Genomic DNA, 20,866 nt, shown 5'->3' on the forward strand with positions numbered 1-20,866 from the left:
GGTTTAACTAACTGTAATAACAGTTCCTAGACTCTCATTCGCCAATCTATCAACCGCACACACGGCATAAGTTCCCGCTTGTTGGACGGTAGCGAAGGTTGTGCCAGCAGACAAAATTTGCTGAATTGTCCAAGTATCGCCAGTTTGCCGATAAAGTGTCCAAGAACGAACTGGCTGATTATCTCCAGGCTGCCAACTTAGTTTGCGGTTATTAACTTGTAGTTCAATAGGTGGAGAGGGCGGTTTTGTATCCTGCCAAGACAAAGTTGGAGCTAGCGCAGGTTTGTTATAAAGCAGACTTTGGAATTTATCAGCAATGCCTTGACTATTTTCCGTCAAAACACCGACATTAAAGAAGATATTCCCTAGTGACAACCTTCCAGCTTGGCTACGACTAATTTTCACCTGCTTTTCAATCTCATCACTCTCTCGACTTTTGTTGCTTGGTTCTGTCAGATTGTTACCAGCGTAAACGTGTCTTTGCTTTGTATTTATCTGTGTCCACCACTGTAGCAACACCGAATAACTTTGTTGTGGTTGGTCTGTACGCCAGTAAAGTTGAGGGGCAATATAATCAATCCAGCCTTCTTCTAACCATTTCTTCGCGTCAGCATACAGCACATTGTAAGCATCCAACCCAGTAATACCAGCTGGTTGTCCGGGGCGATAAATCCCAAAGGGACTGATACCAAATTTTACGTCGGATTTGGTTGTTTTAATTCCCTGCCAAAGGCGCTGTACCATTTTGTTAACATTGTCTCGTCGCCAGTCGCCAAGGCTGAGTGTACCACCAGCTGCTTTATATGCAGCATAAGTTTTGTCATCGGGGAAAGACTGTCCCTCGATGGGATATGGATAGAAATAATCATCTAAGTGAATGCCATCAACATCGTAGCGCTTCACTACATCAAGAATTACGTTGTAAGCTCTATCTTGAACTATTTTCAGTCCTGGATCCATCCAACGTTGAGTTTTCCACAAATAAACGCTTTCTGGATTGGTAGCTGCTATGTGGGGACGGACTGTTTTAGCTGGGTTGGTGGAAGTGCTAGCGCGGTAGGGATTAAACCAAGCATGAAGTTCAATATTGCGCTTGTGACATTCTGCGATCGCAAAGGCTAAAGGATCATAAAATGGTTCTGGTGCTTTCCCCTGAGTTCCTGTAATCCAGGCACTCCAAGGCTCTAATTGGGATTCATATAAAGCGTCTCCCTCTGGTCGCACCTGGAAGATGAGGGCATTGAAGTTTAGCGCTTGTAATTTACTAATAATCTCGCTGAGTTCAGCTTTTTGTTGGGCAACAGAAAGTCCTGCCTTGGAAGGCCAATTACTATACCACACTGACGCTACCCATGCCCCCCGAAATTCCCGACTATGATTTACCTTAACGCTACCGACAGGTGTGGGCGTTGGTGTCGGTGTTGGTGTGGGCGTTGGCGTTGGCGGCTGCACTAGGTAACTAGAGGTAATTTTTTCTGCCTCACCTAAATACACCAAAGCTTGATAAATAATCACTGCCACATCTGCACGGGTGGCTGCGACATTGGGACTGAGTAATTTTATATTGGGAAAACTAACCACTAATCCAGCTCTGGTGGCAATAGCTACCTGATTTATACCATACCCAGGAATTTGAACAGAATCTTGATAAATTTGTGGGAGTGCTGAGAGGAGGTCAGGTTTTACCTTGGTGGCAATTTCTAAGCCTGCTACCAAAGAAACTAAAACTTCTACCCTTGTAATTCGGTTAGCAAAACGGAAACTTTTATCAGGAAACCCGCTAATAAATGCTTTTTCGTAAGCGTTTTTAATGGCGGCGGCTGCCCAATAATCAGTTGGTACATCAACAAAGGGAATATACTGCCGTTTCTTGGTAACTGTCGGGAATGCCTTAGCGATGATGGCGGCAAATTCAGCGCGAGTGAGTGAGTTATCGGGACGATAAGTGCCGTTAGGCAATCCACTGACAATACCACGTTGGGCTAAGGCTGTAATAAATAAGCGTGCCCAATGGTTTTGAATATCCGAGAAGGGAATAGCAATTGATACCATTGTTGATTGCAGCTAGCTGGCCTTGATTTTAATTCCTTAGTTAATTTAGCAATATATCCGAGCGATCGCTGCTGCAATGTCTTAGTAAACTTTCACTACTTAAGTTTGTTTGGGCATTAGGCATGGGGCATTGGGCATTGGCAGTGGTTATTATTTTCCTTGCTCCCCCTGCTCCCTGCTCCCTGCCCCCTGCTCCCCTGCCTCTTCCCCCACTCCTATGTACTAAGTAGGATTTGCAGCTTGCTCAGGAGGATTTGAGGTAGAACGCGCGTTTAACGATAGCATGACGCGGGAAACGCCAGTGAAAATAACGCTGACACCAACTAGTGTGCCAAGAAGCCAGGGGGCATTGAAAGGCCACTGGAACCAAATCATTGCACCTAAGACTAGGGTAATAATGCCATCACCTAGTATCCATGTCCAGTTATTTTGCGGACGTAACTTGAATGCCAGAATTAACTCGAATGTACCTTCAGCCAGCAAAAAGCTGCCAAGCAACAAAGTTAGTGTGAGAATACCTGTATAAGGATAAACAAACAGCATTATACCTGTTGCAATATAAAGTCCGCTTAAGAGAAGTTTCCAAATAAAACCTCCTTGGTGGCGGGTTTGAGTAGCATAAACTAGTTTTGTAAATCCGGCGAAAATCAAAATTACTGCAATCCAAGTCTCGGTAAATAAGGTCGAGAGACTAGGCGCTGCGATCGCAACAACCCCAAAAATACTCAAAAGAACACCACTTATCAGTGACCCATTAACATCCTTCTTAATATCTCTAGAAACATCGGCTGTCATACAAATCTTTTCCCTATTTTTAAACTAAACTCTACATTTAGATTAGGGAATTTCTAAGTAACAGAGTATGAACCCTAAGATAGACTCATCAGTATTAACTTAATGCTGATCATTATTAAGAATTTACGACTATTGAAACACCAAACCAGTCATCTGATGAGATAACCCTCATAAGAGTTTTGCAAGATTGCTTAAGCGTTCATAAACAGCGATGAGACGATCTCCTTTAAGTTCAACAGAAGTATTTGGATAATTCTGAATGGCTCCAAGCAGTGTAACTTCACCATCTTGTTCAATAGATGAACTTAAAGCAGTTCGCAGCGCCTGCTGATCTAGTTGTCCTGCGGGAGGGTGAACTACTTGACCAATTTGATCAACTAAAACTGGCCCTGCCCAGCTAGACAGTAAGCTATTTAAAAAGGCAGGATCGGCCTTTATCGAAGCTTTCAACGCCTTACGAGCTACTGCGGGGTCTTGCTGTGCCGCTTGTAAATAAGCTCTTAATGTCGGGGTAGTCTTGCCAGTTTCTGCAAACTGAGTTAATTCTTCAACAGATATTTGCCCTTGAAAAGTACCATACCTTAAAATCACTTGTTCAGCAGCATTAGCATTAGTGCTTGAGAGAAGAACAATAGTACCTACGCCTAAAGCTACTGTTTGAGTGAGTAACTTACCGAATTTACTATTGTTTAATCGATTGATAAGTTGATAAATTTGCATTTTTTCTAACTTTAATAATGGTGCGGAGGATACATAGGCACAAAGTGCCTAAACGTTATATTATTCCACGAAATTTTTGCTACAGACACATGATTAGGGACGTACAACTAGACGTCCCTACAGCCAATTTGTTGCAAAGATTATTGGAAATGGTGTTATTAAGCCTTTTAGTTAGGCAAAGCTAATGAGGTAGTATTGGCTTATCTTCGTCTAAGGTTGGTGCTGGTATACCCAAATGCTTTCTTGCAGATTCTTCAGCTAGCTTTCGGTCTTGCTCGTTATCGAACTGGCTCTCATCTAACAAATGAGGATTTTTTACCGCTTCATCTCGGCTTGGTCGATAGCCATTTTTCCACTTGTACTTCAAGTCCATAATTTTAAAAGCAGATATACTGCAATTTGATTTCCTAGTTCTTCATAGTAGGCGCTTAACGGAACATGACACTCCTACTATAGGTTGAAGAGGCTCATTCTGAGGGTACAAATTTAATGTAATTTTTGAGCCAAGAATACTCTATTGAACAGAACTTGGTAGATTAACACGCCAAGAACAATTAATGAGTGGCGATCGCAAATATCGCAAATATATATATAATAACTCTTGCCATCATCTGCGATCGCTGCTGGGTGTCATATAAAATTTTACAGTTGCTAGATTCATCACCCTAAAGTTATAGAGACAGTTTGAATGTATAGCAATCCTATCTGAGTTGTGAAAAATATAGATAATGGAACGAACCGCCATCGCGCAGCGTCTCGTTAGAGAAGAACGCCTTCTCTGCGAGAGGCTTCCGCCAAGGCGTAGCGTCTCGTTAGAGAAAGACGCAAAGGGAAGAAAGAACAAAGAGACATATAATTTTCACAAATGATTTAGGACTGCTATAATTCAAAATTTATAAAAGTTCTGTCTAAAGAAGTAAGCCAAAACTGACTTTGCTATGCCTAAAAATTATGTATGCATAGAACAGTCACTCTCAACCAATATCTCTATAGATATAACTAAAAAAGCTAATTTTAGGATAACTCCATCTGTAGACTCACGCAATTAAAACAAAAAAGGTTAATACTGAAAAATAACTTTACCAGCATTCAACCTGGTTGTAATCAAAATTCCAGGCTAGGAAAAGCAAATAGAGAAAAGAGTGCAAACAATGACAATTTCTACAGACCGCGATCAACAGATTAAAAAGCTGCATGAATTAATCAAAGATATTGATTATGGTATGTTTACCACAGTCGATGATGATGGCAGTTTACATAGTTACCCGATGTCAAAAAGTGGTGAGATTAACTCTGAACCCACGCTCTGGTTCTTTACTTATGCTGGTTCTCATAAGGTGACTGAGATTGAACATCATGAGCAGGTAAATGTTAGTTTTTCGTCACCAGAACAGCAGCGATATGTTTCTATCTCAGGTATATCGCAACTCGTCAAAGACCGCAACAAAATGCGAGAGTTATGGAAGCCGGAACTTCAAACCTGGTTTCCTAAAGGACTGGACGAACCCGATATTGCTTTGCTTAAGGTGAATATTAACCAAATTAATTATTGGGATAGTGCATCCAGCTTCAAGCCACAAACAATTAATTTAAATAATTAGTCATTAGTAATTAGTAACTAGTAATTAAAAAAATCACTTGCTAGTTACTAATTATTTTCAAACGTGTAATTAGTAGGCGAAATTGGCAAACGTTAAATATTTTTAATTAAGAAAAATCAATGACAGATAAAAAGGATGATAATTATGCCCAAAAGTATCTACCTTTAGAGATAAAGCGGCGAAATTTTTTAAAAGGAATAGGCTTTATCGGTGCTGGCGCAGGGGCAATTTTTGCTGATCACATCCTCAATGCCAATTCTGAGGTGGAAGCGGCAGAAGTTCCAGCATTATCTGCAACTCCAGCCAACAGCACAAATACTGGTGAAATTCCTCTCCGTCCACTGGGAAAAACAGGGGTAAAAGTGTCGGCGATCGCACTTGGGGGTGCAACTTTAGGGCAAGCAAAGAGCAAAGAAGAAGCGATTCGCATCACCCACGAAGCTATTGACAACGGTATCACTTTCATGGATAACGCTTGGGAGTATAACAAGCATCGTAGTGAAGAGTGGATGGGAGAGGCGTTGCAAGGGCGACGAGACAAGGCTTTTTTGATGACGAAGGTTTGCACCCACGGACGCGATCGCAAAGTAGCAATGCAGCAACTTGAAGAATCCCTACGTCGTCTCAAAACCGACTACCTAGACTTGTGGCAAATCCACGAAGTTGTTTACGACAACGATCCAGAAAGGATTTTTCGTGCTAATGGGGCAATTGAAGCTCTGGATCAGGCAAAAAAAGAAGGTAAAGTCAGATTCGTTGGCTTTACGGGTCACAAAGACCCTGCTATTCATCTAAAAATGCTCTCCTATAATTACCCATTCGATGCAGTGCAATTGCCGCTTAATTGTTTTGATGCTAGTTTTAGAAGCTTTGAACGGCAAGTACTACCGGAACTCAATAAACGGGGAATTGCCGTAATTGCGATGAAAAGTCTCAGTGGGAATGCTGATGCAGTAAAAAAAGGTGTGGTAACTCCCCAAGAAGCCATCCGCTATGTCATGAGTTTACCGATCGCTACACTTGTTAGCGGTATTGATTCGCTGGAAGTACTGCGGCAAAATTTAGCGATCGCTCGTAGTTTTCAACCGATGCAGGCAAAAGAAATGCAAGCGTTACGCGATCGCTGCCTTCAATATGCTACCGATGGGCGTTTTGAACTCTTCAAAACCTCTATGAAGTTTGATGGCGATGAAGGCAGAATCCAGCATGGCTTTCCACCTCAAAGCCAAGTGCAAACATGAGATGAGGGGACAAGTAAACCCAATGCCCCCTGATTAACACTCACTCTCAGCAGGATGTTGGTCTAGATTCAGATAAGGTGCGAGTATCAGTTTTAATCGATTTTGAATTTGTATGTAGACGTTAGTAATGTGTCTACATATTGTTTACCTCATTTTTCATATTTTCACCGAGGTCTTATGAATTACCTTGTTGCAGTTTTACCAGATCGAATACAAGCAGAAGCCGCCTACTCTGCTCTAGAAAAAGCAGGTTTGCCAACTTCACAAATTAATATTTTGGGCAATGGTTATTTAAGTGCTGATGAATTTGGACTAATTGATCCCGACAAGCAAGCCCGCAAACAATCAACTCGGCTTTTATGGTGGCTTGTGCCCTTTGGATTTGTTGCAGGTGCTGCCTTCAACTATCTCACAGCAATTGAAATATTTCCCCAGATTACTCGATTTGGCAATGAAATTCTTGCTGGTATTTTAGGCGCGATATCTGCTGCGCTAGGCGCTACTTTAATCGGTCGAGGAGTTGGCTTAACAGTTGGCAGTGGCGATGCTTTACCCTATCGTAACCGTTTGAATGATGGCAAATACCTAATTGTAGTTACTGGAAATCGGAATTTAACACGCGAAGCTACGCGTATAGTGCGTCAATTTGAACCAGAGAATATTCAAGGCTATACAGACTATTCACAAAACAGTAAACTTATCGGAAATTAAGGCAATTTCTGTTAATAAATCTAACATCGCCGTTGGTTTCGACGTCTCGCAGAGAAGTCGAAACTCATCAACCTGGGTATATTCTTTATCAGAAATCACCTAAGTCAAAATTTGTGAGTTTTGAATATGCAATTTTTTGATTAAGTTTCAAAAAAAGCTAATCTAACTCAACACCTTGCAGAACGAGGCAGCATAAATTTCTCCCCCTCAGCTGCAAATCTACCACGAACCATCAGCACAGTTTCATCAAATAGGTGGGGGAATGATTGCACATCTTTGACATCGAGAAGTTCTGGACTAAAGTAAATCACGACTTCTTCAATGGGTTGAGGTATCTTAGCAAGAATATTGTTTAAAGAGCATATCTGCGGTGTAACTAGATCAAAAAGATGAAGTCGGGTATCTTCTATCTCCATGCAGGCGATTAAATCTAAATCTTCTGCGTAGTATAAAGTACGACTTCCTTCATTGACGCAGAACACAGGTTTTTCCTTGACTACGCCAACGATATTAGAAACAGGGGCGCGTGTTTCTAATAGTCTGTGTAGCAATGTGTAATCTTTGGTATCTGTAAAATTCAGTGTTCTGAAGCTATCAGTGCTACCTGTGGAGTTACACTTAACCTTGAAGATGTGTTCTTCGACAACACGAAAGCCAAAAGGTAAATAAAACTCTGGTTGTGGTGTTGTCAGTACTAAGGTTTCGTAAATGCGATCGCAATATCCTAGCACTTCCTCCATCACTTCGCGGTAATACCCTCTCCTGCGAAATTCTGCACGGGTAGCTACTCCATGAACTCCTCCGACAGTGAGCTTTTGTCCCATAATTTGCATGGGAATTTCTAACACTCCCACATGGGTAATAGCTATATCATCATGAAAGCGAATAAACGGAGTTGAAGCTGTTTCCCAAGATGCACCTAGTTTTCTTGCACATTCTGCTAAACTTCTGAGTCCGGGAAATGTGACTTCCATTAAATCAAAAAGTTTATCGCTTATGCTGGGTTCAGCAGAGAACGACTGTTTAAAACAATACTGGCTCATATTTAGAGTATTACTATTAATTACAGTCTATACTACAAAACTAATTCCAGCAAATTCAAAAAAGCGAACCAATATTTCTCAAGCCTGAGTCTCGTCAAATAATACTAAGCCATACTTCTCACCAGTAGGCAAAAAGCCAATTCCTCGATAAACGGCTTGGGCTGCTTGGTTATTATCACCTGTAAATAGGATGGCACGTTTTACTAAAAGCGATCGCGCATCTAACAACGAACCTGCTACTACACTTTTAGCATAGCCTTTACCCCGCAGCGCTGGCGGTGTCCACACTCCACCAATTTGCACAATATCAGGTAGACTGGCATTGAAAGCAGAGTAGGAAACTGGGGTATCTCCTGCCACTAAAACCCAATGCATAGCCATATCTTGACGCGCTTCAATTACCAGACGGCAATCAGGTCTTAAACTAAGAGTATCCGTTTTTCCTAAAGTTTCCACATTATAAGCAACGCACCATTCAGTGAGTAATTCCAACTCTTCTGGATATGGCAAACGACACTGCACCTTTGCCGATGCTAAAGCTTCAGGTATTTGTAAGTCTTGTAGCGCTAGAGAAAACAATATTTCAGGTTCATCAAGCTGAGTTGGTCGGTTGCTAAGTCCCAAAATGCTTTTTGTCGCTTCGACTTGTGCTGCTGGACCACTAATTCCAGAAATAGCACGTCCAGATTGTGCCACAACTGCTTGTACCACCTCTAGCAAATGTACAGGAGCTTGGACTACGAGCATCCCATTCCAAAAGTGGGCTGCAACTGCCACTATAGTTTCATCTATGTAGGCCGCTATATAAGTTCCTTGAAATCTTGCACCTTTATCAAGCAGTCCCGCAGCTCGCCAATTAGAGCGCAAAAACATAGAAGTATTAGCGTGTTGCAAGAGAAATGCTTCCAGCGATACTTCATCTCCAGGTTGCAGGGTTCTCAAAGTAAGCACAAAAAACTCCTGAGTGTCCAATTCAGTTTACCGAATTTTATCTTATTTACTCCTGGTAGATTAATAGATTATTGATACGTCTTTTTTGTAAAATAGGAGTGATTGTAAGGTGACGTAGTACATTTGAATTGAAAGTGTTAGCGCGATCGCCTTCTTTATCACTCCTATAAATCAGAATAATTTTTAATGAAGCGTCAGGCTATAGCGATTCTCAAAAGAAAAATGCTTAAGCTAACTTGTCGCTGCTGCTTTGTTTCCATTCTGGCTGCCATTTTTGCTGCCGTTACCGTTCACACTGGCAATGAATGACGGTTGCTGTGAACTGGGAACTGGTGACTCACCTCGCAGTTTCTTGTGGCGTTGGTTTTTAGGAACACCTCCCGCCATGCCATACTCCACACTGCTTTTACCATATTGAGTAGCAACACCCAACAGCATATGCTCTGCCATATCTGCCAACTCGCGCTCTGTTTCGAGCATTTCATGGTATAACTTATCGAGATTGGAAAGAGCAGTGTTGTATAAATGTTCTCTAGTTCGCATCGTCTCAATTAGGGTTGAGAAGGCTGGTAGGGTGAGTCCATTGCCAACATTTAAATTCGGATCAATTGAATTGATGCCAGCAGCACGACGCGCTGCTTTTTCTAATACCTGAGACGTTCTCTTTCTCCGAGCCATGATCTGAACCTTGTAATCCAATACGGTTAATATTCTTTACTCTAAAGAACTTTCGTATTGATCAGCTTGAGAGAACTCCGGCAATTATCCAATGGTTTTTGTTACATTGCAATGTTGTCATGAATGCGCGATATACCGAAATGAGAAAGCAATTAAGCTTTTGAGAAAGCAATATGTCTTTTTGCTTGCTAAATCTACCGAAATGAGAAAGCAATTAAGCATTTTGAGAAAGCAATATGTCTTTTTGCTTGCTGAATCTACTGAAATGAATGCGCGATATACCGAAATGAAAAAGCAATTAAGCTTTTGAGAAAGCAATATGTCTTTTTGCTTGCTGAATCTACTGAAATCAGAAAGCAATCAAGCATTTTGAGAAAGCAATATGGCTTTTTGCTTGCTGAATCTACTGAAATCAGAAAGCAATCAAGCATTTTGAGAAAGCAATATGTCTTTTTGCTTGCTAAATCTACTGAAATGAGAAAGCAATCAAGCATTTTGGGAAAGCAATATGCTTAACTGCTTATTGAAATAAACTTGAGCAGGTATTAAAAGCTTGACAAGCTTAAGTAAGATATTTTACTTTGAGGTGAGTATGTTAAAACTGATCAACGCATCTCAGCCGAACCTTGAAAACCGCATAATTCCGTTGAGATGCATTGAGTTTTTGAGCTAATTTGAGGCTGTTGAGGGCGAATTGTCTTTCTGCAATTGCGAATTATCTTGGTCAGCGAAGGTTTTGAACTCGATAGCATCATGGCTACAAAAGAGGCGTACTTCACTACTGTGGTCGAGCGATAACGCACGCAACTTATCTTGATTATAAAGTCGAGCCTTGCGGTCTACCTCCATGAACGATTGGTAGGCACGTAGAGCAGGTGTACAAACTCGTTTAGGAGAGCCGACTTCGTGTCGGTAAAAGTAAGCATCGCCTGCATGTAAGAGCCAGCCTTCAGATGTCTCAATAGCGATACCTGCATGACCCCGTGTGTGACCGACAAGCGGTATCAGGAGAATTTCGGGCGGTAGTCCTTCGAGGTTACGTACTGCCTCAAAGCCGAACCAAGGTTCACCACCAGCCGAATAATACTTCCAATTTTTTACTTCATCCCACTGCCCAGGGCGGTAACGTCGAGATGAGACAAAGCCGTGCCGTTCCTTGGCTGCTTCAATCTCACTAAGCATTACATGCACGGTTGCTTCGGGAAAATCTTCCAACCCGCCTGCATGGTCAAAATCAAGGTGAGTAAGCACTATGTGGCGAACATCACGCGGATTTAAACCAAGCCTCTCAATAGCCGCAACCGCCGTGTATTTTTCTTCAAATTTGATCCGATTCAAATTCATGAAGAAGGGGCTGAGTCTTGATAATGGCGCTTGAATATCGCGCTGACCAAAGCCTGTATCTATGAGAACGAGTCCCTGATTCGTCTCGATGAGCAGACAGTGACAGACGAGACAAGCTGTTAGTCCGCGACTGAAACCGTCGAAGAGTGCCCCACCAATGGGGCACATACAACCGCAATTAAGATGATGAATACGCATAAATAATTCTACCGAGCATTAATCTCTTTTAAAGATGAAAAAAGATGAATAATCACCATACTTAGGAGTGAACAAATTTATGTTTTCACAGAATTTGATTGCTGAGTTAGTTTTGCTGTCTGTGTCTAAAGTCTAGTGAAATCGATTTGCGGGTTTGACTTGTTTAGGTTGTAATTGTGAGAATGAGCCTGACTCGCTACGATCGCATTAGAAATTTATCGCATCTGAGTATGTCAAAGCAGGATGAGCCACTCACAGGAGAAGCGTTAATTAAGGAAGTCTGTCGGCGGATTCGGGTAGCCCGCAGCTATTGGGATGCTCACAACAATGCTGCCTGTCGGGGTGAGCGCGATCGGGCAATCTTCCTTTACAATACACTGAGCAAAGAACAAAAAGAGCAGATTCCGCAAGTGTTGCGAGTATGGCTGCGCTACCGTAGTGAGAAGTACTTTGGCGCACATCGAACACCGCCCAAATCGGCACGAAAATCAAAATAGTCCTTATTGGGTATGATATCTCAGTACATCACAGCTACAGCCAGTAAAAAAGGCTTTTCTTACTGGTTGTAAATCAAAAGCTTTACCCTAAAAATAAAATTTAATGGAAAAACAGCAACTCATAAAATTGCTAATTGGTGATTTGACTTGGCAACGATTGCTTAAATCTTTAATATTTATTTATATATTTTTTGGTGTATATGTATATTTTCGTGCAGATAGCATGATTTTTCTGTCTAAACCTTCTAGCTATCAGGATAATCCAGGAATTCTGAAGTTAAAAAGCGGAGAAAATACGAATATATCAGCTACATACTTATTGAACAATCAAGCTGATTATACTATTCTTTATTCTCATGGTAATTCTGAAGATTTAGGAGAGATAAAACAAATCCTAGAAAAATTAAACGCCTGGGGTTTTAGTGTCTTTGCTTATGATTATCGTGGTTATGGTACAAGTCAAGGAAAGCCGACAGAAAGTCACGCATATGAAGATATCAATAGCGCTTACAATTATTTAACGCAAAATTTAAAAATATCACCTGAAAGAATTATAGTTTTGGGGCGCTCGGTTGGCGGTGGTTCTGCGCTAAACCTGGCAATGCGGAAACCAGTAGCTGGTTTAATCCTTGAAAGTTCGTTTATTTCTGCTTTCCAAGTAATAGTACCATTTCGGATATTACCTTTTGATAAATTTCCCAATCTGGACAATATCAAAAAAGTCAAATGCCCAATATTGGTGATTCATGGAAAAGCAGATGATATCATTCCTTTTGCTCATGGAGAAAAGTTATTTAATGCTGCAATATCTCCAAAACTTTATTTGTGGGTTGAAGAGGCAAATCATAATGACTTATTCTGGATAGCTGAAGAAAAGTATCATAAAACTTTGCAAGAGTTTACTAAGCTTGTAAAAGCAAATCAGTAGTGGAGGGAGGCAATAGGCAATAGATTTTTTTGATGATATAGAACTCATATTTGATTTTTGAACAAAACTCAGTACACCTTTATTCCTTCTTCCCAGTCCCCAATCCCCAATAAAGAGTCCCTTACCTCTACGAGTGATTCAGAAATCAAATCGGATTAGGGACTTCCAGAAAATAAATTATCCATTTACTTAGATTATATTTTTCTTTCTCCCCCTGCCCCCTGCCTACACCACGATAGGATATTTTTTTAGTTGGAAGTCGCTTACTATATGTGTTTTCTAGTTAATTAATAGCCAGTTGTAGTGAAGCGATGACCGAGCGCTGTAAGTTGCCTGAAAAGATGTTCTACAGCGTTGAGTCAACAACTGGCGATTTGTGGAGGTACTGAGGCATAGGGTAAACCATTCCTCGTGTAACCTTTGGGCTGTTGCGTTCTCTTGATATCTCATTTAAACTGCTAAACAGAAACTTGTAATGCCAATTTGGCAGAATTTTTCTATCTTTAATTGAAGTGCCGCCCTCACTTCAACTTTTTATTAAAAGAGGGATAGAAAGAGTTGCTGGCAGTATGGGAAACGCTGCTGGCTCAATAGATAACTTTTAGCAAAGTTCGTTAAGCACGTACAATTTAGGTCGGTTGTTACGCACACCCGTCTGATTGTGATTAGCCATAATGTAGTGTAGTAGTGCAATCTATTGCACTGTTACAAAAGCTAAATACAGAGGTAAACTATGTTTCCTTTTTGGGGTAATACCTGTTATGGAAGCGAACCCATTTCGCGCAAAGCTGGCTTAGAACGGAAATTAAAATTCTTGATTTGGATGCGAGATGATTTAGAGTCCAGACTGGCTGGTATTAATGCTTCTATTGAAACCATTCGGCAGCAAATAGAACGCTCAGACTCAGCTGCTTAGAACTTAGTTCTTGCATTTGTACTTAGTTCACTTGTAACTCCTTTATGACTGGGCGCTGTAAATGGGCTGCTGCATCAGTGTTGTAGGTCTTTGTACAGCGCTCAGTCATTAACTGGCATACAAAATGAAAAAGGAAGCTCAGTCTTTTGTGCTGATAGCTGGTGGAACTAACCTTGAATAAATAATTCAAGCCAGAGGTAGAGTAAGCAAAGTTTATGAAAATCTTAAAGTTAGAGCCGTAATCCTCATTTAATACGCCAAAACTTATAGAAATGAAAAATATGATCTCAATTGGTTGGAATAGCTGGTTCAAACGACACCAAAAATCTATTCTACTCTTTGACTCAATTGCTGCCGCTAATGAGATTGCCTTTATGCTTAACGGTCAGTGGGATGGCTGCAATGGTGTGATAATAGATAAATGTGATGAGGTAGCTGTTAACACTGTTACCAAACTATTAGAAGCTGCATGGTGTTACCAAGGCGCATCAAAAGCTGTTTTAGACAGAGTAGCAACTGATGGCATTTTACGCCGTTATGCAATGGGAGAAAGAAATTTTATTAATGCTAATTTGAGGTGTGCAGTACTTGCATCCGCGAAACTGAGTGAAATTAACCTAAGTTATGCAAAGTTGAGTTGGGCAAACCTAAGCCAAGCCAATCTAAGTAAAGCTGATTTAACAGCAGCAGACCTAAATGAAGCTAATTTAAGCAGAACTGACCTGAGTAAGGCGTATCTAATGAGAGCAAACTTAACTAAGGCAGACCTGCAACTAGCAGATATGAGGGGAGTCAACTTAAGTAGCGCTAACTTAAGTGAAGTTAACCTAACTAATGCCGATTTAACAGGAGCTAATTTATCGCTAGCTGACCTCAGAGGCGCAAATTTTCACTGCTGCAATTTGAGTGGGGCCAACCTAACAGGTGCCAAATTAATTGAAAGTGACTTGGCTTTTGCTAGACAATAAGCACGCCTGGAGGTAATTGGACTTAGCTACGGTTCGCTCAAGCAAGTATAATTTACTTGGTTTGAAATATATTTTGTACCATTTTTTTGTCTGTATTCGCTGCTGTCTTATCTAACTCTGCAAGCTCACTGGCATCTAATTGCCAACCCAACGCACCAATATTTTCCCTCGCCTGTTCCACGCTCTTTGCTCCAGGGATAGGAATAGTTCCTTTACAGATGCACCAATTGATTGCGACCTGTGACATGGTTTTGTTTCTGGACTGTGCCACCTCACGCAAACATCCCAAAAGCGATCGCATTCCTGGTAATATTTGTCTAAACAACAAGCCTCGGATGCCTTTAGGAAAAGGCCCTTGCTCAGAGTATTTCCCTGTCAATAGCCCCAAAGCCAGAGGGCTGTAAGCAATTAATTTAATTCCCAACTCATCACAAAGGTCTTTGAGCTTTAATTGGGTGACAGGATATGTAGACAACAAAGAATATTGAACTTGCAGAGTAGTAATAGGAACGCCTCGTTCAGCAAACTTTTTCTGCACTTGCTTAAGCCGCTTAGGCCCATAATTGGATAATCCTACTCCTTTAACCAGTCCTTGCTCATACACATCGGCAAGACCATCTAACAGCCCTTCCTCTTGCCAAGGAGCATAGTTTGCTGTAGACCAATGCATCTGTACCAAATCTACGTTTCTTCCCAAGCGTTGGGCAGATGATTTACAAGCTCTTACCATTGATTGACGTGTCCATCTCCACGGGTAAGCAGCAAGCTTAGTCGCAATACAAATATTGTCTTTGCCTAAACCTACATATTCTCGGCTGAATTGTCCTAGAAGTAGCTCACTGCGACCATTCAATCTCCCGGTTCCGTAAGAATCACCTGTATCAAATAAAGTTACACCGTTGTTTACACAAAGGTTAAAGACGGCTTGCAACTGGTCATCCATACTTTCGTCATATCCCCAAAGCAGTTGGTTGCCCCAGGCCCAAGTCCCACAGCCCATACTTGGAAGGAAGAGTTTTTCGAGAGTCTGCATCTTTGCTCTCTGTAGATTGCCTTATTAATTATCAGGCATATATTAGGTATTAACGCACGAATAGCATAATTACCAAGCAAATGAAAATAATTTCCTAGCAATCGTGCAATATTGCATATTTTGTTTTAAAAATTTACAAAGGTTTGGAATATTCTCCAAAGTAGGCTTGCTACTTTACTTATTGGGCAAACAAAGCCCAAGCATATATATTTTTTTTAGTCGGTTGCTAGAAGCAGATGAAGCACCAACTATTAGGATATTGTCGAATTTGCTGCAAGGAGCCAAGCTTTTTGAGTCCATGCGTTATTAAAGAACACAACTTCTGGCACTTCTAATTCAAATGAATGAGGTGGTGATTGTAGCAATAAAAGCGAACCTTTGTCATGAGCCTCAACTAAGTTAACTATCCAGGGAAGAAAGTCTAAGATTTCTTTTGGTAGTACAGTTAATTCAAAATCCCACATCAAATTAAGACCTCGGCAGACTTGTCCTTTTCTGAACGTCGTAATTCTACCAGCACTCTTGTTAATAGCCAGTCGAAGAATGAATGGGCGGAATGGGAAAAATTCATCAGGTGCTGTATAAGCGTATACATTTATATAATTCAGTCTCTCCCTATGATCTATCCAAGATGCGATCGGTGAATTATTACTATAAGATGTACCAGTTATGCTGACCTGCATATTCATAGCAGCAACAAAGTTAGAGTAGAACTCACGCCTTAGTTCGCTAACAATATGTTTAGCTTCTGGGTTCATGATTACTACACCTATTACAGAAACGATATCTACGGGAAGTACGTTAACACAAGTTAACCGAAGCAAAAATAAAGCAGACACCTTGTCTGCCCTCAAGACTTGAGAGCTAATTTCTTAGCTTTAGACTTTAATAACGGCCAAAGGAACCACCATCACCACCTCGTCTACCGCCAGAGGAACCTCCGTCTGTCTTGGGTTTAGCTTTATTAACTTTTAAGCTCCGACCCATCCACTCAGCAGTATCAAGGGCTTCAATCGCTGCTGTTTCTTGTGCGTCTGATTCCATTTCTACAAAGCCGAAACCTCTCATCCGACCTGTTTCTCGGTCTATAGGCAATTGAACATTTTTTACCGTTCCGTATTCTGCAAAGACGTGCCGGAGGTCATCTTCTTTAACCTCATAAGATAGGTTGCCGACGTAAATTGACATAGAATCTCTCCAGAATCAGGGGTGTAGAGATTTAGATCCGGAGAGGTCTGTAATACAATTATATATAAAAACAAACTACACAGCCGAATTTCATCTTTCACGCATACTTTAACATAAATTGAGAAGTTATATTCATAAGCAACACTATACTTATTCTGTTGATCTAAATACTCAGACAGTAAACAAAACTAGTTTAAAATTAACCTACCAGCGATCGCGCTGAATTTGAGATCACTAAACAATTCAATTACTGAACTTATTTCTCTGCAAACAATACTATTAATTTGTAAATTTTATTCACTCAAAATTTTAAAAAAGGGCAATTAAATAAAACCAGTGCGATCGCTTGTAACGTAAAATTAGTTTCCATCCGGCATTTGCTAACACCTTGACAGCCATGTTTTGTGACTACCTCATCCAAATTCTCACTGCCCGTGTATACGATGTTGCCCAGGAAACACCACTAGAGTATGCCCCAAATTTGTCTGCGCGGCTGAATAATCAACTGTTGTTGAAACGTGAGGATATGCAGTCAGTATTTTCCTTTAAACTGCGGGGCGCTTATAACAAAATGGTGCAATTGCCACCAGATATATTGGCGCAGGGTGTAATCGCAGCATCTGCAGGAAACCATGCTCAAGGAGTCGCCCTTGCAGCCAATCGCTTGGGAACCAAAGCGATTATTGTTATGCCAATAACCACGCCCCAAGTCAAGGTGGACGCAGTTAGAATGAGGGGGGGAGCAGTCGTATTACATGGAAATACCTACGACGATGCTTATAGTTATGCCCGTGAATTAGAAATAGAAAAAGGTTTGACGTTTATTCATCCTTTTGATGATCCTCATGTCATTGCTGGACAGGGAACAATTGGGATGGAAATTTTACGGCAATATCAGCAACCCATTCATGCGATTTTTGTAGCGATTGGAGGGGGCGGATTAATTTCTGGGATTGGGGCTTATGTGAAACGCTTGCGTCCCGAAATCAAGATTATTGGCGTTGAACCAGTAGATGCTGATGCGATGTCTCAATCGCTAAAAGCTGGACATCGGGTACGCTTGTCCCAAGTAGGGTTATTTGCTGATGGTGTGGCGGTACGAGAAGTAGGTGAAGAAACCTTCCGTTTGTGTCAGCAGTATGTAGATGAAATCATTCTGGTAGATACAGACGATACTTGTGCTGCGATTAAAGACGTGTTTGAGGATACGCGATCAATTTTAGAACCAGCCGGTGCATTAGCGATCGCAGCGGCCAAAGCCTACGCAGAACGAGAGCAAATCGAGGGACAAACCTTAATTGCTGTAGCCTGTGGTGCAAACATGAATTTTGATCGCCTCCGCTTTGTGGCAGAACGTGCAGAGTTAGGCGAACGCCGCGAAGCAATCTTTGCAGTTACAATTCCTGAGGAACGGGGAAGTATTCGCCAGTTTTGTGAATGTATTGGCAACCGGAATCTTACCGAGTTTAATTATCGCATTGCAGATCAAAAGACAGCCCATATTTTTGTAGGTGTGCAAATTCAAAATCGTGCTGATGCTGCAAAAATGGTAGAAAACTTTGAAGCTCAAGGATTTGAAACTCTTGATTTAACGGACGACGAACTAACTAAATTACATCTGCGGCACATGGTGGGTGGGCATTCTCCTCTTGCTCACAATGAATTGCTCTACCGTTTTGAGTTTCCCGAACGTCCCGGCGCATTGATGAAGTTTGTTACTTCCATGAGTCCCAATTGGAATATTAGTCTTTTTCACTACCGCAACAACGGGTCAGACTACGGACGAATCGTTGTTGGTATCCAGGTTCCCCCCCACGAGATGGAAGAGTGGCAAGCTTTTCTCGATGACCTGGGCTATCGCTATTGGGATGAGAATAAGAACCCGGCATACAAGCTGTTTTTGGGATAGAGGAGTGGGGAAGAAGCAGGAGGGCAGGGGGAGCAGGAGGGAGAAGAATAACAATACCCAATGCCCCAATCCCCTACTCCCTACTCCCTACTCCCTAATTTAATGAAAACTACCTTCCAATATGATATTGGAGTCCCAAGTATAGAAGCCGATTTGGTTAGGAACCCTAGAGAATCTGCCTGTTCGATAGCCTCTAGATAATTCATTCAGCACCTTATTTTTGACCTCTCGAAGTTGCTGAGAATCTAGTTCTCCGTAAATTCCAGCGATGACTTCAGCAACGCTGAAAACTTTACCTGGATTTTCTTCCAACAGAGAGGTGAGAGCATCAATTAAGAATTGGCCCTCAAAGGCTTTGAGCATCGGTACTGCTTTTGTCGGGGGTGCGAAAGGCTTCTTATTTTTGTTTTTGATGCTCCTAGAAGCACCATTGCGCTTACTTGGGGCTACTAAACTTAAATCCAGAGTATAACAACCTGGCTCATCAGGAATAGTTACCCAGTAATTCCTTTCTCTGCCTTGGGTGAGGGAAGATTGAACCCTACCTTTAACTACTTTGAATAGATTGGAATCTAACTCTCCATAGAGCGATCGCACGATAAAATCGATATGACACACAGTCCCTATCTGCTCTTGCAATAGCTGTTTTATCGCTTCCATTCGGGAAACAGCGTGATTATACTGGGGTAGCATGGGGATTTCGGCTACCTTCGTTGAACTATCGTTGTTCTCTGGGGCGATCTTTGAATCTAGCGATGTAGTTGAATGTTGACTCTCTTTTGTATTAACAGCAGCAGAAAAGGAATTATCTATCTCAACCTTGTCTGAATCTGCGAGTTCTGACTGTACAGACTCCGCCAAGTTAATTTTGTTAATGTCATCAAGAGGTGATAAAAACCGCAGAGGGCCTTCTTGGGAAACATCTGAGGTTTCATCAGCCGCCGTCAGACTTGATATCTGATTGCTGTCATCTGAAAAAGACCAGTTAGACAACAACGCTTCTACATGATCCAGCTGCGATCGCGCCTGCACAAAGAGGCGTTCATACTCTTCTGTGAGGCGAGCATAATAGTCTCGTAATTCCAACAGTGGTGACAGGAAAGTGCCTGGAGGTGGTTCTAATTGTCCATTTTGAGTCATAAGGCTTCAATCAATTTAAATCGATGTCACTTTTGTAAGACATTGCTCTGGGTTTTGCTTTGTGAGATGTTGGCTGTGATTTCTTAGGCGGTTGGGGAGGGCGACATCTCTCACAATATAAGGGTCGAGGCCCGAAAGTCTCGCGCTTTGTCAGATCGTTACACTCTTTACAGACAAACTGGAAAACACGAGTATGAATCTGTCTTTTGTGCGCCCTGACAGTATATTCTCTAACATCAACGAATTTACTTGCCATAATCAGGATTGTGAATTGCTCTCGTATCTATGTCCTATCAATATAGCTATTCAAGCAAATCAAACTGCATCAGTGTGTGTTTATGTAGAAGTTTTATTCAAATTAGTGAATTTGACATCTAGCATAAAGTGCAGATGAGCAACTTGATAGTTAACTATTGACTATTCTCTGAGCATATAACTTGTTTATGAGCAAACACTAGTACTATTTCTTCGTCACAAGCGATTTTAATCCCCATCGTCAGATAAATTCGGGATAGGGAAGTGCATGATTATAAAAAGGCATCGAGAAAACCTACTCTTTTTAAAGATGGTATGAGAGACGCTCCGACGCCGTTGACGGTTGATGGTTAACAGTCTTTCGTGTTATCCCTCCTATAAAAGGGATAAGATGAGCTTAATCACTTCCATTATTTGTCAGATCAAGTTATTGTCAGTGTATCTAATTGCCCATTATCAAATTTCCGCGCTCCTAACCCGTCTCCCTTATGGTGAAAAGCTAATACTCAACGAAGCCTTCCCCGCATTTATCACAAAACGGTAGGGGTGGGTTCACGAGATATCCGTGAATGATTGAAGCATATTTGTGAACCCGCCCCTACAGCTTCTGGACTTGGGTTTCATAAATTTGGTGAGAAATCCGGGATTCCTATCTAGACAACAACCACTCCCTCTGAGAGGGAAGGTGTTTGAAAAGT

At 41.4% G+C, this 20,866-nt stretch carries 23 protein-coding genes; 9 read left to right on the plus strand and 14 right to left on the minus strand.

What is annotated here, in order from left to right; all coding sequences use genetic code 11:
* Positions 1–3: 3 nt before the first annotated feature.
* The 4 genes from H6G96_RS13775 to H6G96_RS13790 form a co-directional block, all read right to left on the minus strand.
* Complete coding sequence (locus H6G96_RS13775; protein WP_190911974.1) at positions 4–2,052, minus strand: family 10 glycosylhydrolase; 2,049 nt, start codon at positions 2,050–2,052, stop codon at positions 4–6.
* Between the two features lie 222 nt (positions 2,053–2,274).
* Positions 2,275–2,847: an HdeD family acid-resistance protein gene (locus tag H6G96_RS13780; protein ID WP_190729399.1), complete on the minus strand. Its 573-nt coding sequence runs from the start codon at positions 2,845–2,847 to the stop codon at positions 2,275–2,277.
* 168 nt (positions 2,848–3,015) lie between these two features.
* Positions 3,016–3,567 (minus strand): alpha/beta hydrolase, encoded by a 552-nt coding sequence (locus H6G96_RS13785; protein ID WP_190911975.1) that lies wholly within the window; start codon positions 3,565–3,567, stop codon positions 3,016–3,018.
* A 181-nt stretch (positions 3,568–3,748) separates the two neighbouring features.
* Positions 3,749–3,940: a bromodomain-containing protein gene (locus H6G96_RS13790; protein WP_190911976.1), complete on the minus strand. Its 192-nt coding sequence runs from the start codon at positions 3,938–3,940 to the stop codon at positions 3,749–3,751.
* 778 nt (positions 3,941–4,718) lie between these two features.
* Here H6G96_RS13790 and H6G96_RS13795 point away from each other — a divergent pair.
* The 3 genes from H6G96_RS13795 (at position 4,719) to H6G96_RS13805 (ending at position 7,120) form a co-directional block, all read left to right on the plus strand.
* Positions 4,719–5,168 carry a pyridoxamine 5'-phosphate oxidase family protein gene (locus H6G96_RS13795; protein ID WP_190911977.1) on the plus strand — a complete coding sequence of 150 codons (450 nt, stop codon included), beginning with the start codon at positions 4,719–4,721 and terminating at the stop codon, positions 5,166–5,168.
* Between the two features lie 119 nt (positions 5,169–5,287).
* Positions 5,288–6,409 (plus strand): aldo/keto reductase, encoded by a 1,122-nt coding sequence (locus H6G96_RS13800; RefSeq protein WP_190911978.1) that lies wholly within the window; start codon positions 5,288–5,290, stop codon positions 6,407–6,409.
* A 177-nt stretch (positions 6,410–6,586) separates the two neighbouring features.
* Positions 6,587–7,120, plus strand: coding sequence for a hypothetical protein (locus H6G96_RS13805; protein WP_190911979.1), 534 nt, complete (start codon positions 6,587–6,589; stop codon positions 7,118–7,120).
* Positions 7,121–7,287: 167 nt separating this feature from the next.
* Here H6G96_RS13805 and H6G96_RS13810 read toward each other — a convergent pair whose 3' ends face one another.
* The 3 genes from H6G96_RS13810 to H6G96_RS13820 all read right to left on the minus strand — a co-directional run bounded on the left by H6G96_RS13810 (position 7,288) and on the right by H6G96_RS13820 (position 9,792).
* Positions 7,288–8,163, minus strand: a complete 876-nt coding sequence (locus H6G96_RS13810; protein WP_190911980.1) for a GNAT family N-acetyltransferase — start codon at positions 8,161–8,163, stop codon at positions 7,288–7,290.
* 78 nt (positions 8,164–8,241) lie between these two features.
* Positions 8,242–9,114, minus strand: a complete 873-nt coding sequence (locus H6G96_RS13815) for a GNAT family N-acetyltransferase (protein WP_190911981.1) — start codon at positions 9,112–9,114, stop codon at positions 8,242–8,244.
* Between the two features lie 231 nt (positions 9,115–9,345).
* A complete protein-coding gene (locus tag H6G96_RS13820; RefSeq protein WP_190911982.1) occupies positions 9,346–9,792 on the minus strand; it encodes a hypothetical protein in 447 nt (148 codons plus the stop codon).
* Between the two features lie 306 nt (positions 9,793–10,098).
* Between H6G96_RS13820 and H6G96_RS13825 the strand changes: the two genes are divergently transcribed.
* Positions 10,099–10,308, plus strand: coding sequence for a hypothetical protein (locus tag H6G96_RS13825; RefSeq protein ID WP_242063276.1), 210 nt, complete (start codon positions 10,099–10,101; stop codon positions 10,306–10,308).
* 153 nt (positions 10,309–10,461) lie between these two features.
* On the opposite strand, the gene H6G96_RS13830 is transcribed toward H6G96_RS13825, so the two are convergent.
* Positions 10,462–11,304: an MBL fold metallo-hydrolase gene (locus H6G96_RS13830; RefSeq protein ID WP_242063277.1), complete on the minus strand. Its 843-nt coding sequence runs from the start codon at positions 11,302–11,304 to the stop codon at positions 10,462–10,464.
* Positions 11,305–11,564: 260 nt separating this feature from the next.
* Between H6G96_RS13830 and H6G96_RS13835 the strand changes: the two genes are divergently transcribed.
* Positions 11,565–11,831, plus strand: coding sequence for a Precorrin-3B methylase (locus tag H6G96_RS13835; RefSeq protein WP_190912035.1), 267 nt, complete (start codon positions 11,565–11,567; stop codon positions 11,829–11,831).
* A 103-nt stretch (positions 11,832–11,934) separates the two neighbouring features.
* A complete protein-coding gene (locus tag H6G96_RS13840; protein WP_190911984.1) occupies positions 11,935–12,759 on the plus strand; it encodes an alpha/beta hydrolase in 825 nt (274 codons plus the stop codon).
* Between the two features lie 279 nt (positions 12,760–13,038).
* On the opposite strand, the gene H6G96_RS13845 is transcribed toward H6G96_RS13840, so the two are convergent.
* Positions 13,039–13,209, minus strand: a complete 171-nt coding sequence (locus H6G96_RS13845; RefSeq protein ID WP_190911985.1) for a hypothetical protein — start codon at positions 13,207–13,209, stop codon at positions 13,039–13,041.
* Positions 13,210–13,492: 283 nt separating this feature from the next.
* Between H6G96_RS13845 and H6G96_RS13850 the strand changes: the two genes are divergently transcribed.
* Complete coding sequence (locus H6G96_RS13850) at positions 13,493–13,675, plus strand: hypothetical protein (protein ID WP_190729411.1); 183 nt, start codon at positions 13,493–13,495, stop codon at positions 13,673–13,675.
* A 272-nt stretch (positions 13,676–13,947) separates the two neighbouring features.
* Positions 13,948–14,643, plus strand: a complete 696-nt coding sequence (locus H6G96_RS13855; RefSeq protein ID WP_190911986.1) for a pentapeptide repeat-containing protein — start codon at positions 13,948–13,950, stop codon at positions 14,641–14,643.
* A gap of 52 nt (positions 14,644–14,695) precedes the next feature.
* Here the strand turns inward: H6G96_RS13855 and H6G96_RS13860 are convergent, their stop codons facing one another.
* From H6G96_RS13860 to H6G96_RS13870, 3 genes are all read right to left on the minus strand, one after another.
* Positions 14,696–15,676 (minus strand): aldo/keto reductase, encoded by a 981-nt coding sequence (locus H6G96_RS13860; RefSeq protein WP_190911987.1) that lies wholly within the window; start codon positions 15,674–15,676, stop codon positions 14,696–14,698.
* Between the two features lie 251 nt (positions 15,677–15,927).
* Entirely contained in the window at positions 15,928–16,515 is a 588-nt protein-coding gene (locus H6G96_RS13865) for a hypothetical protein (RefSeq protein ID WP_347242230.1), read from the minus strand.
* A 46-nt stretch (positions 16,516–16,561) separates the two neighbouring features.
* The gene (locus tag H6G96_RS13870; RefSeq protein ID WP_190911988.1) at positions 16,562–16,864 is read right to left on the minus strand and encodes an RNA-binding protein; all 303 of its coding nucleotides are present in this window, start codon (positions 16,862–16,864) and stop codon (positions 16,562–16,564) included.
* A 397-nt stretch (positions 16,865–17,261) separates the two neighbouring features.
* On the opposite strand from H6G96_RS13870, the gene ilvA reads away from it, so the two are divergent.
* Entirely contained in the window at positions 17,262–18,773 is a 1,512-nt protein-coding gene (gene ilvA / locus H6G96_RS13875; RefSeq protein ID WP_190911989.1) for a threonine ammonia-lyase, biosynthetic, read from the plus strand.
* Between the two features lie 99 nt (positions 18,774–18,872).
* Here the strand turns inward: ilvA and H6G96_RS13880 are convergent, their stop codons facing one another.
* Together H6G96_RS13880 and H6G96_RS13885 are read right to left on the minus strand one after the other, a co-directional pair.
* A complete protein-coding gene (locus H6G96_RS13880; RefSeq protein ID WP_190911990.1) occupies positions 18,873–19,913 on the minus strand; it encodes a hypothetical protein in 1,041 nt (346 codons plus the stop codon).
* Between the two features lie 10 nt (positions 19,914–19,923).
* On the minus strand, positions 19,924–20,169 hold the full coding sequence (locus tag H6G96_RS13885; RefSeq protein ID WP_190911991.1) for a hypothetical protein: 246 nt from the start codon (positions 20,167–20,169) through the stop codon (positions 19,924–19,926).
* Between the last annotated feature and the right edge of the window lie 697 nt (positions 20,170–20,866).

This window comes from Nostoc sp. FACHB-892, assembly GCF_014698795.1.
Lineage (GTDB): Bacteria > Cyanobacteriota > Cyanobacteriia > Cyanobacteriales > Nostocaceae > Nostoc.

What these genes read in the sequence shown, in the direction of transcription:
- H6G96_RS13790 (WP_190911976.1), bottom strand. Translation starts at nt 3,940, where the DNA reads ATGGACTTGAAGTACAAGTGGAAAAATGGCTATCGACCAAGCCGAGAT.
- H6G96_RS13840 (WP_190911984.1), top strand. Translation starts at nt 11,935, where the DNA reads ATGGAAAAACAGCAACTCATAAAATTGCTAATTGGTGATTTGACTTGG.
- H6G96_RS13860 (WP_190911987.1), bottom strand. Translation starts at nt 15,676, where the DNA reads ATGCAGACTCTCGAAAAACTCTTCCTTCCAAGTATGGGCTGTGGGACT.
- H6G96_RS13835 (WP_190912035.1), top strand. Translation starts at nt 11,565, where the DNA reads ATGTCAAAGCAGGATGAGCCACTCACAGGAGAAGCGTTAATTAAGGAA.
- H6G96_RS13870 (WP_190911988.1), bottom strand. Translation starts at nt 16,864, where the DNA reads ATGTCAATTTACGTCGGCAACCTATCTTATGAGGTTAAAGAAGATGAC.
- H6G96_RS13780 (WP_190729399.1), bottom strand. Translation starts at nt 2,847, where the DNA reads ATGACAGCCGATGTTTCTAGAGATATTAAGAAGGATGTTAATGGGTCA.
- H6G96_RS13850 (WP_190729411.1), top strand. Translation starts at nt 13,493, where the DNA reads ATGTTTCCTTTTTGGGGTAATACCTGTTATGGAAGCGAACCCATTTCG.
- H6G96_RS13785 (WP_190911975.1), bottom strand. Translation starts at nt 3,567, where the DNA reads ATGCAAATTTATCAACTTATCAATCGATTAAACAATAGTAAATTCGGT.
- H6G96_RS13820 (WP_190911982.1), bottom strand. Translation starts at nt 9,792, where the DNA reads ATGGCTCGGAGAAAGAGAACGTCTCAGGTATTAGAAAAAGCAGCGCGT.
- ilvA (WP_190911989.1), top strand. Translation starts at nt 17,262, where the DNA reads ATGTTTTGTGACTACCTCATCCAAATTCTCACTGCCCGTGTATACGAT.
- H6G96_RS13845 (WP_190911985.1), bottom strand. Translation starts at nt 13,209, where the DNA reads ATGAGATATCAAGAGAACGCAACAGCCCAAAGGTTACACGAGGAATGG.
- H6G96_RS13810 (WP_190911980.1), bottom strand. Translation starts at nt 8,163, where the DNA reads ATGAGCCAGTATTGTTTTAAACAGTCGTTCTCTGCTGAACCCAGCATA.
- H6G96_RS13885 (WP_190911991.1), bottom strand. Translation starts at nt 20,169, where the DNA reads ATGGCAAGTAAATTCGTTGATGTTAGAGAATATACTGTCAGGGCGCAC.
- H6G96_RS13830 (WP_242063277.1), bottom strand. Translation starts at nt 11,304, where the DNA reads ATGTGCCCCATTGGTGGGGCACTCTTCGACGGTTTCAGTCGCGGACTA.
- H6G96_RS13805 (WP_190911979.1), top strand. Translation starts at nt 6,587, where the DNA reads ATGAATTACCTTGTTGCAGTTTTACCAGATCGAATACAAGCAGAAGCC.
- H6G96_RS13775 (WP_190911974.1), bottom strand. Translation starts at nt 2,052, where the DNA reads ATGGTATCAATTGCTATTCCCTTCTCGGATATTCAAAACCATTGGGCA.
- H6G96_RS13795 (WP_190911977.1), top strand. Translation starts at nt 4,719, where the DNA reads ATGACAATTTCTACAGACCGCGATCAACAGATTAAAAAGCTGCATGAA.
- H6G96_RS13855 (WP_190911986.1), top strand. Translation starts at nt 13,948, where the DNA reads ATGAAAAATATGATCTCAATTGGTTGGAATAGCTGGTTCAAACGACAC.
- H6G96_RS13800 (WP_190911978.1), top strand. Translation starts at nt 5,288, where the DNA reads ATGACAGATAAAAAGGATGATAATTATGCCCAAAAGTATCTACCTTTA.
- H6G96_RS13880 (WP_190911990.1), bottom strand. Translation starts at nt 19,913, where the DNA reads ATGACTCAAAATGGACAATTAGAACCACCTCCAGGCACTTTCCTGTCA.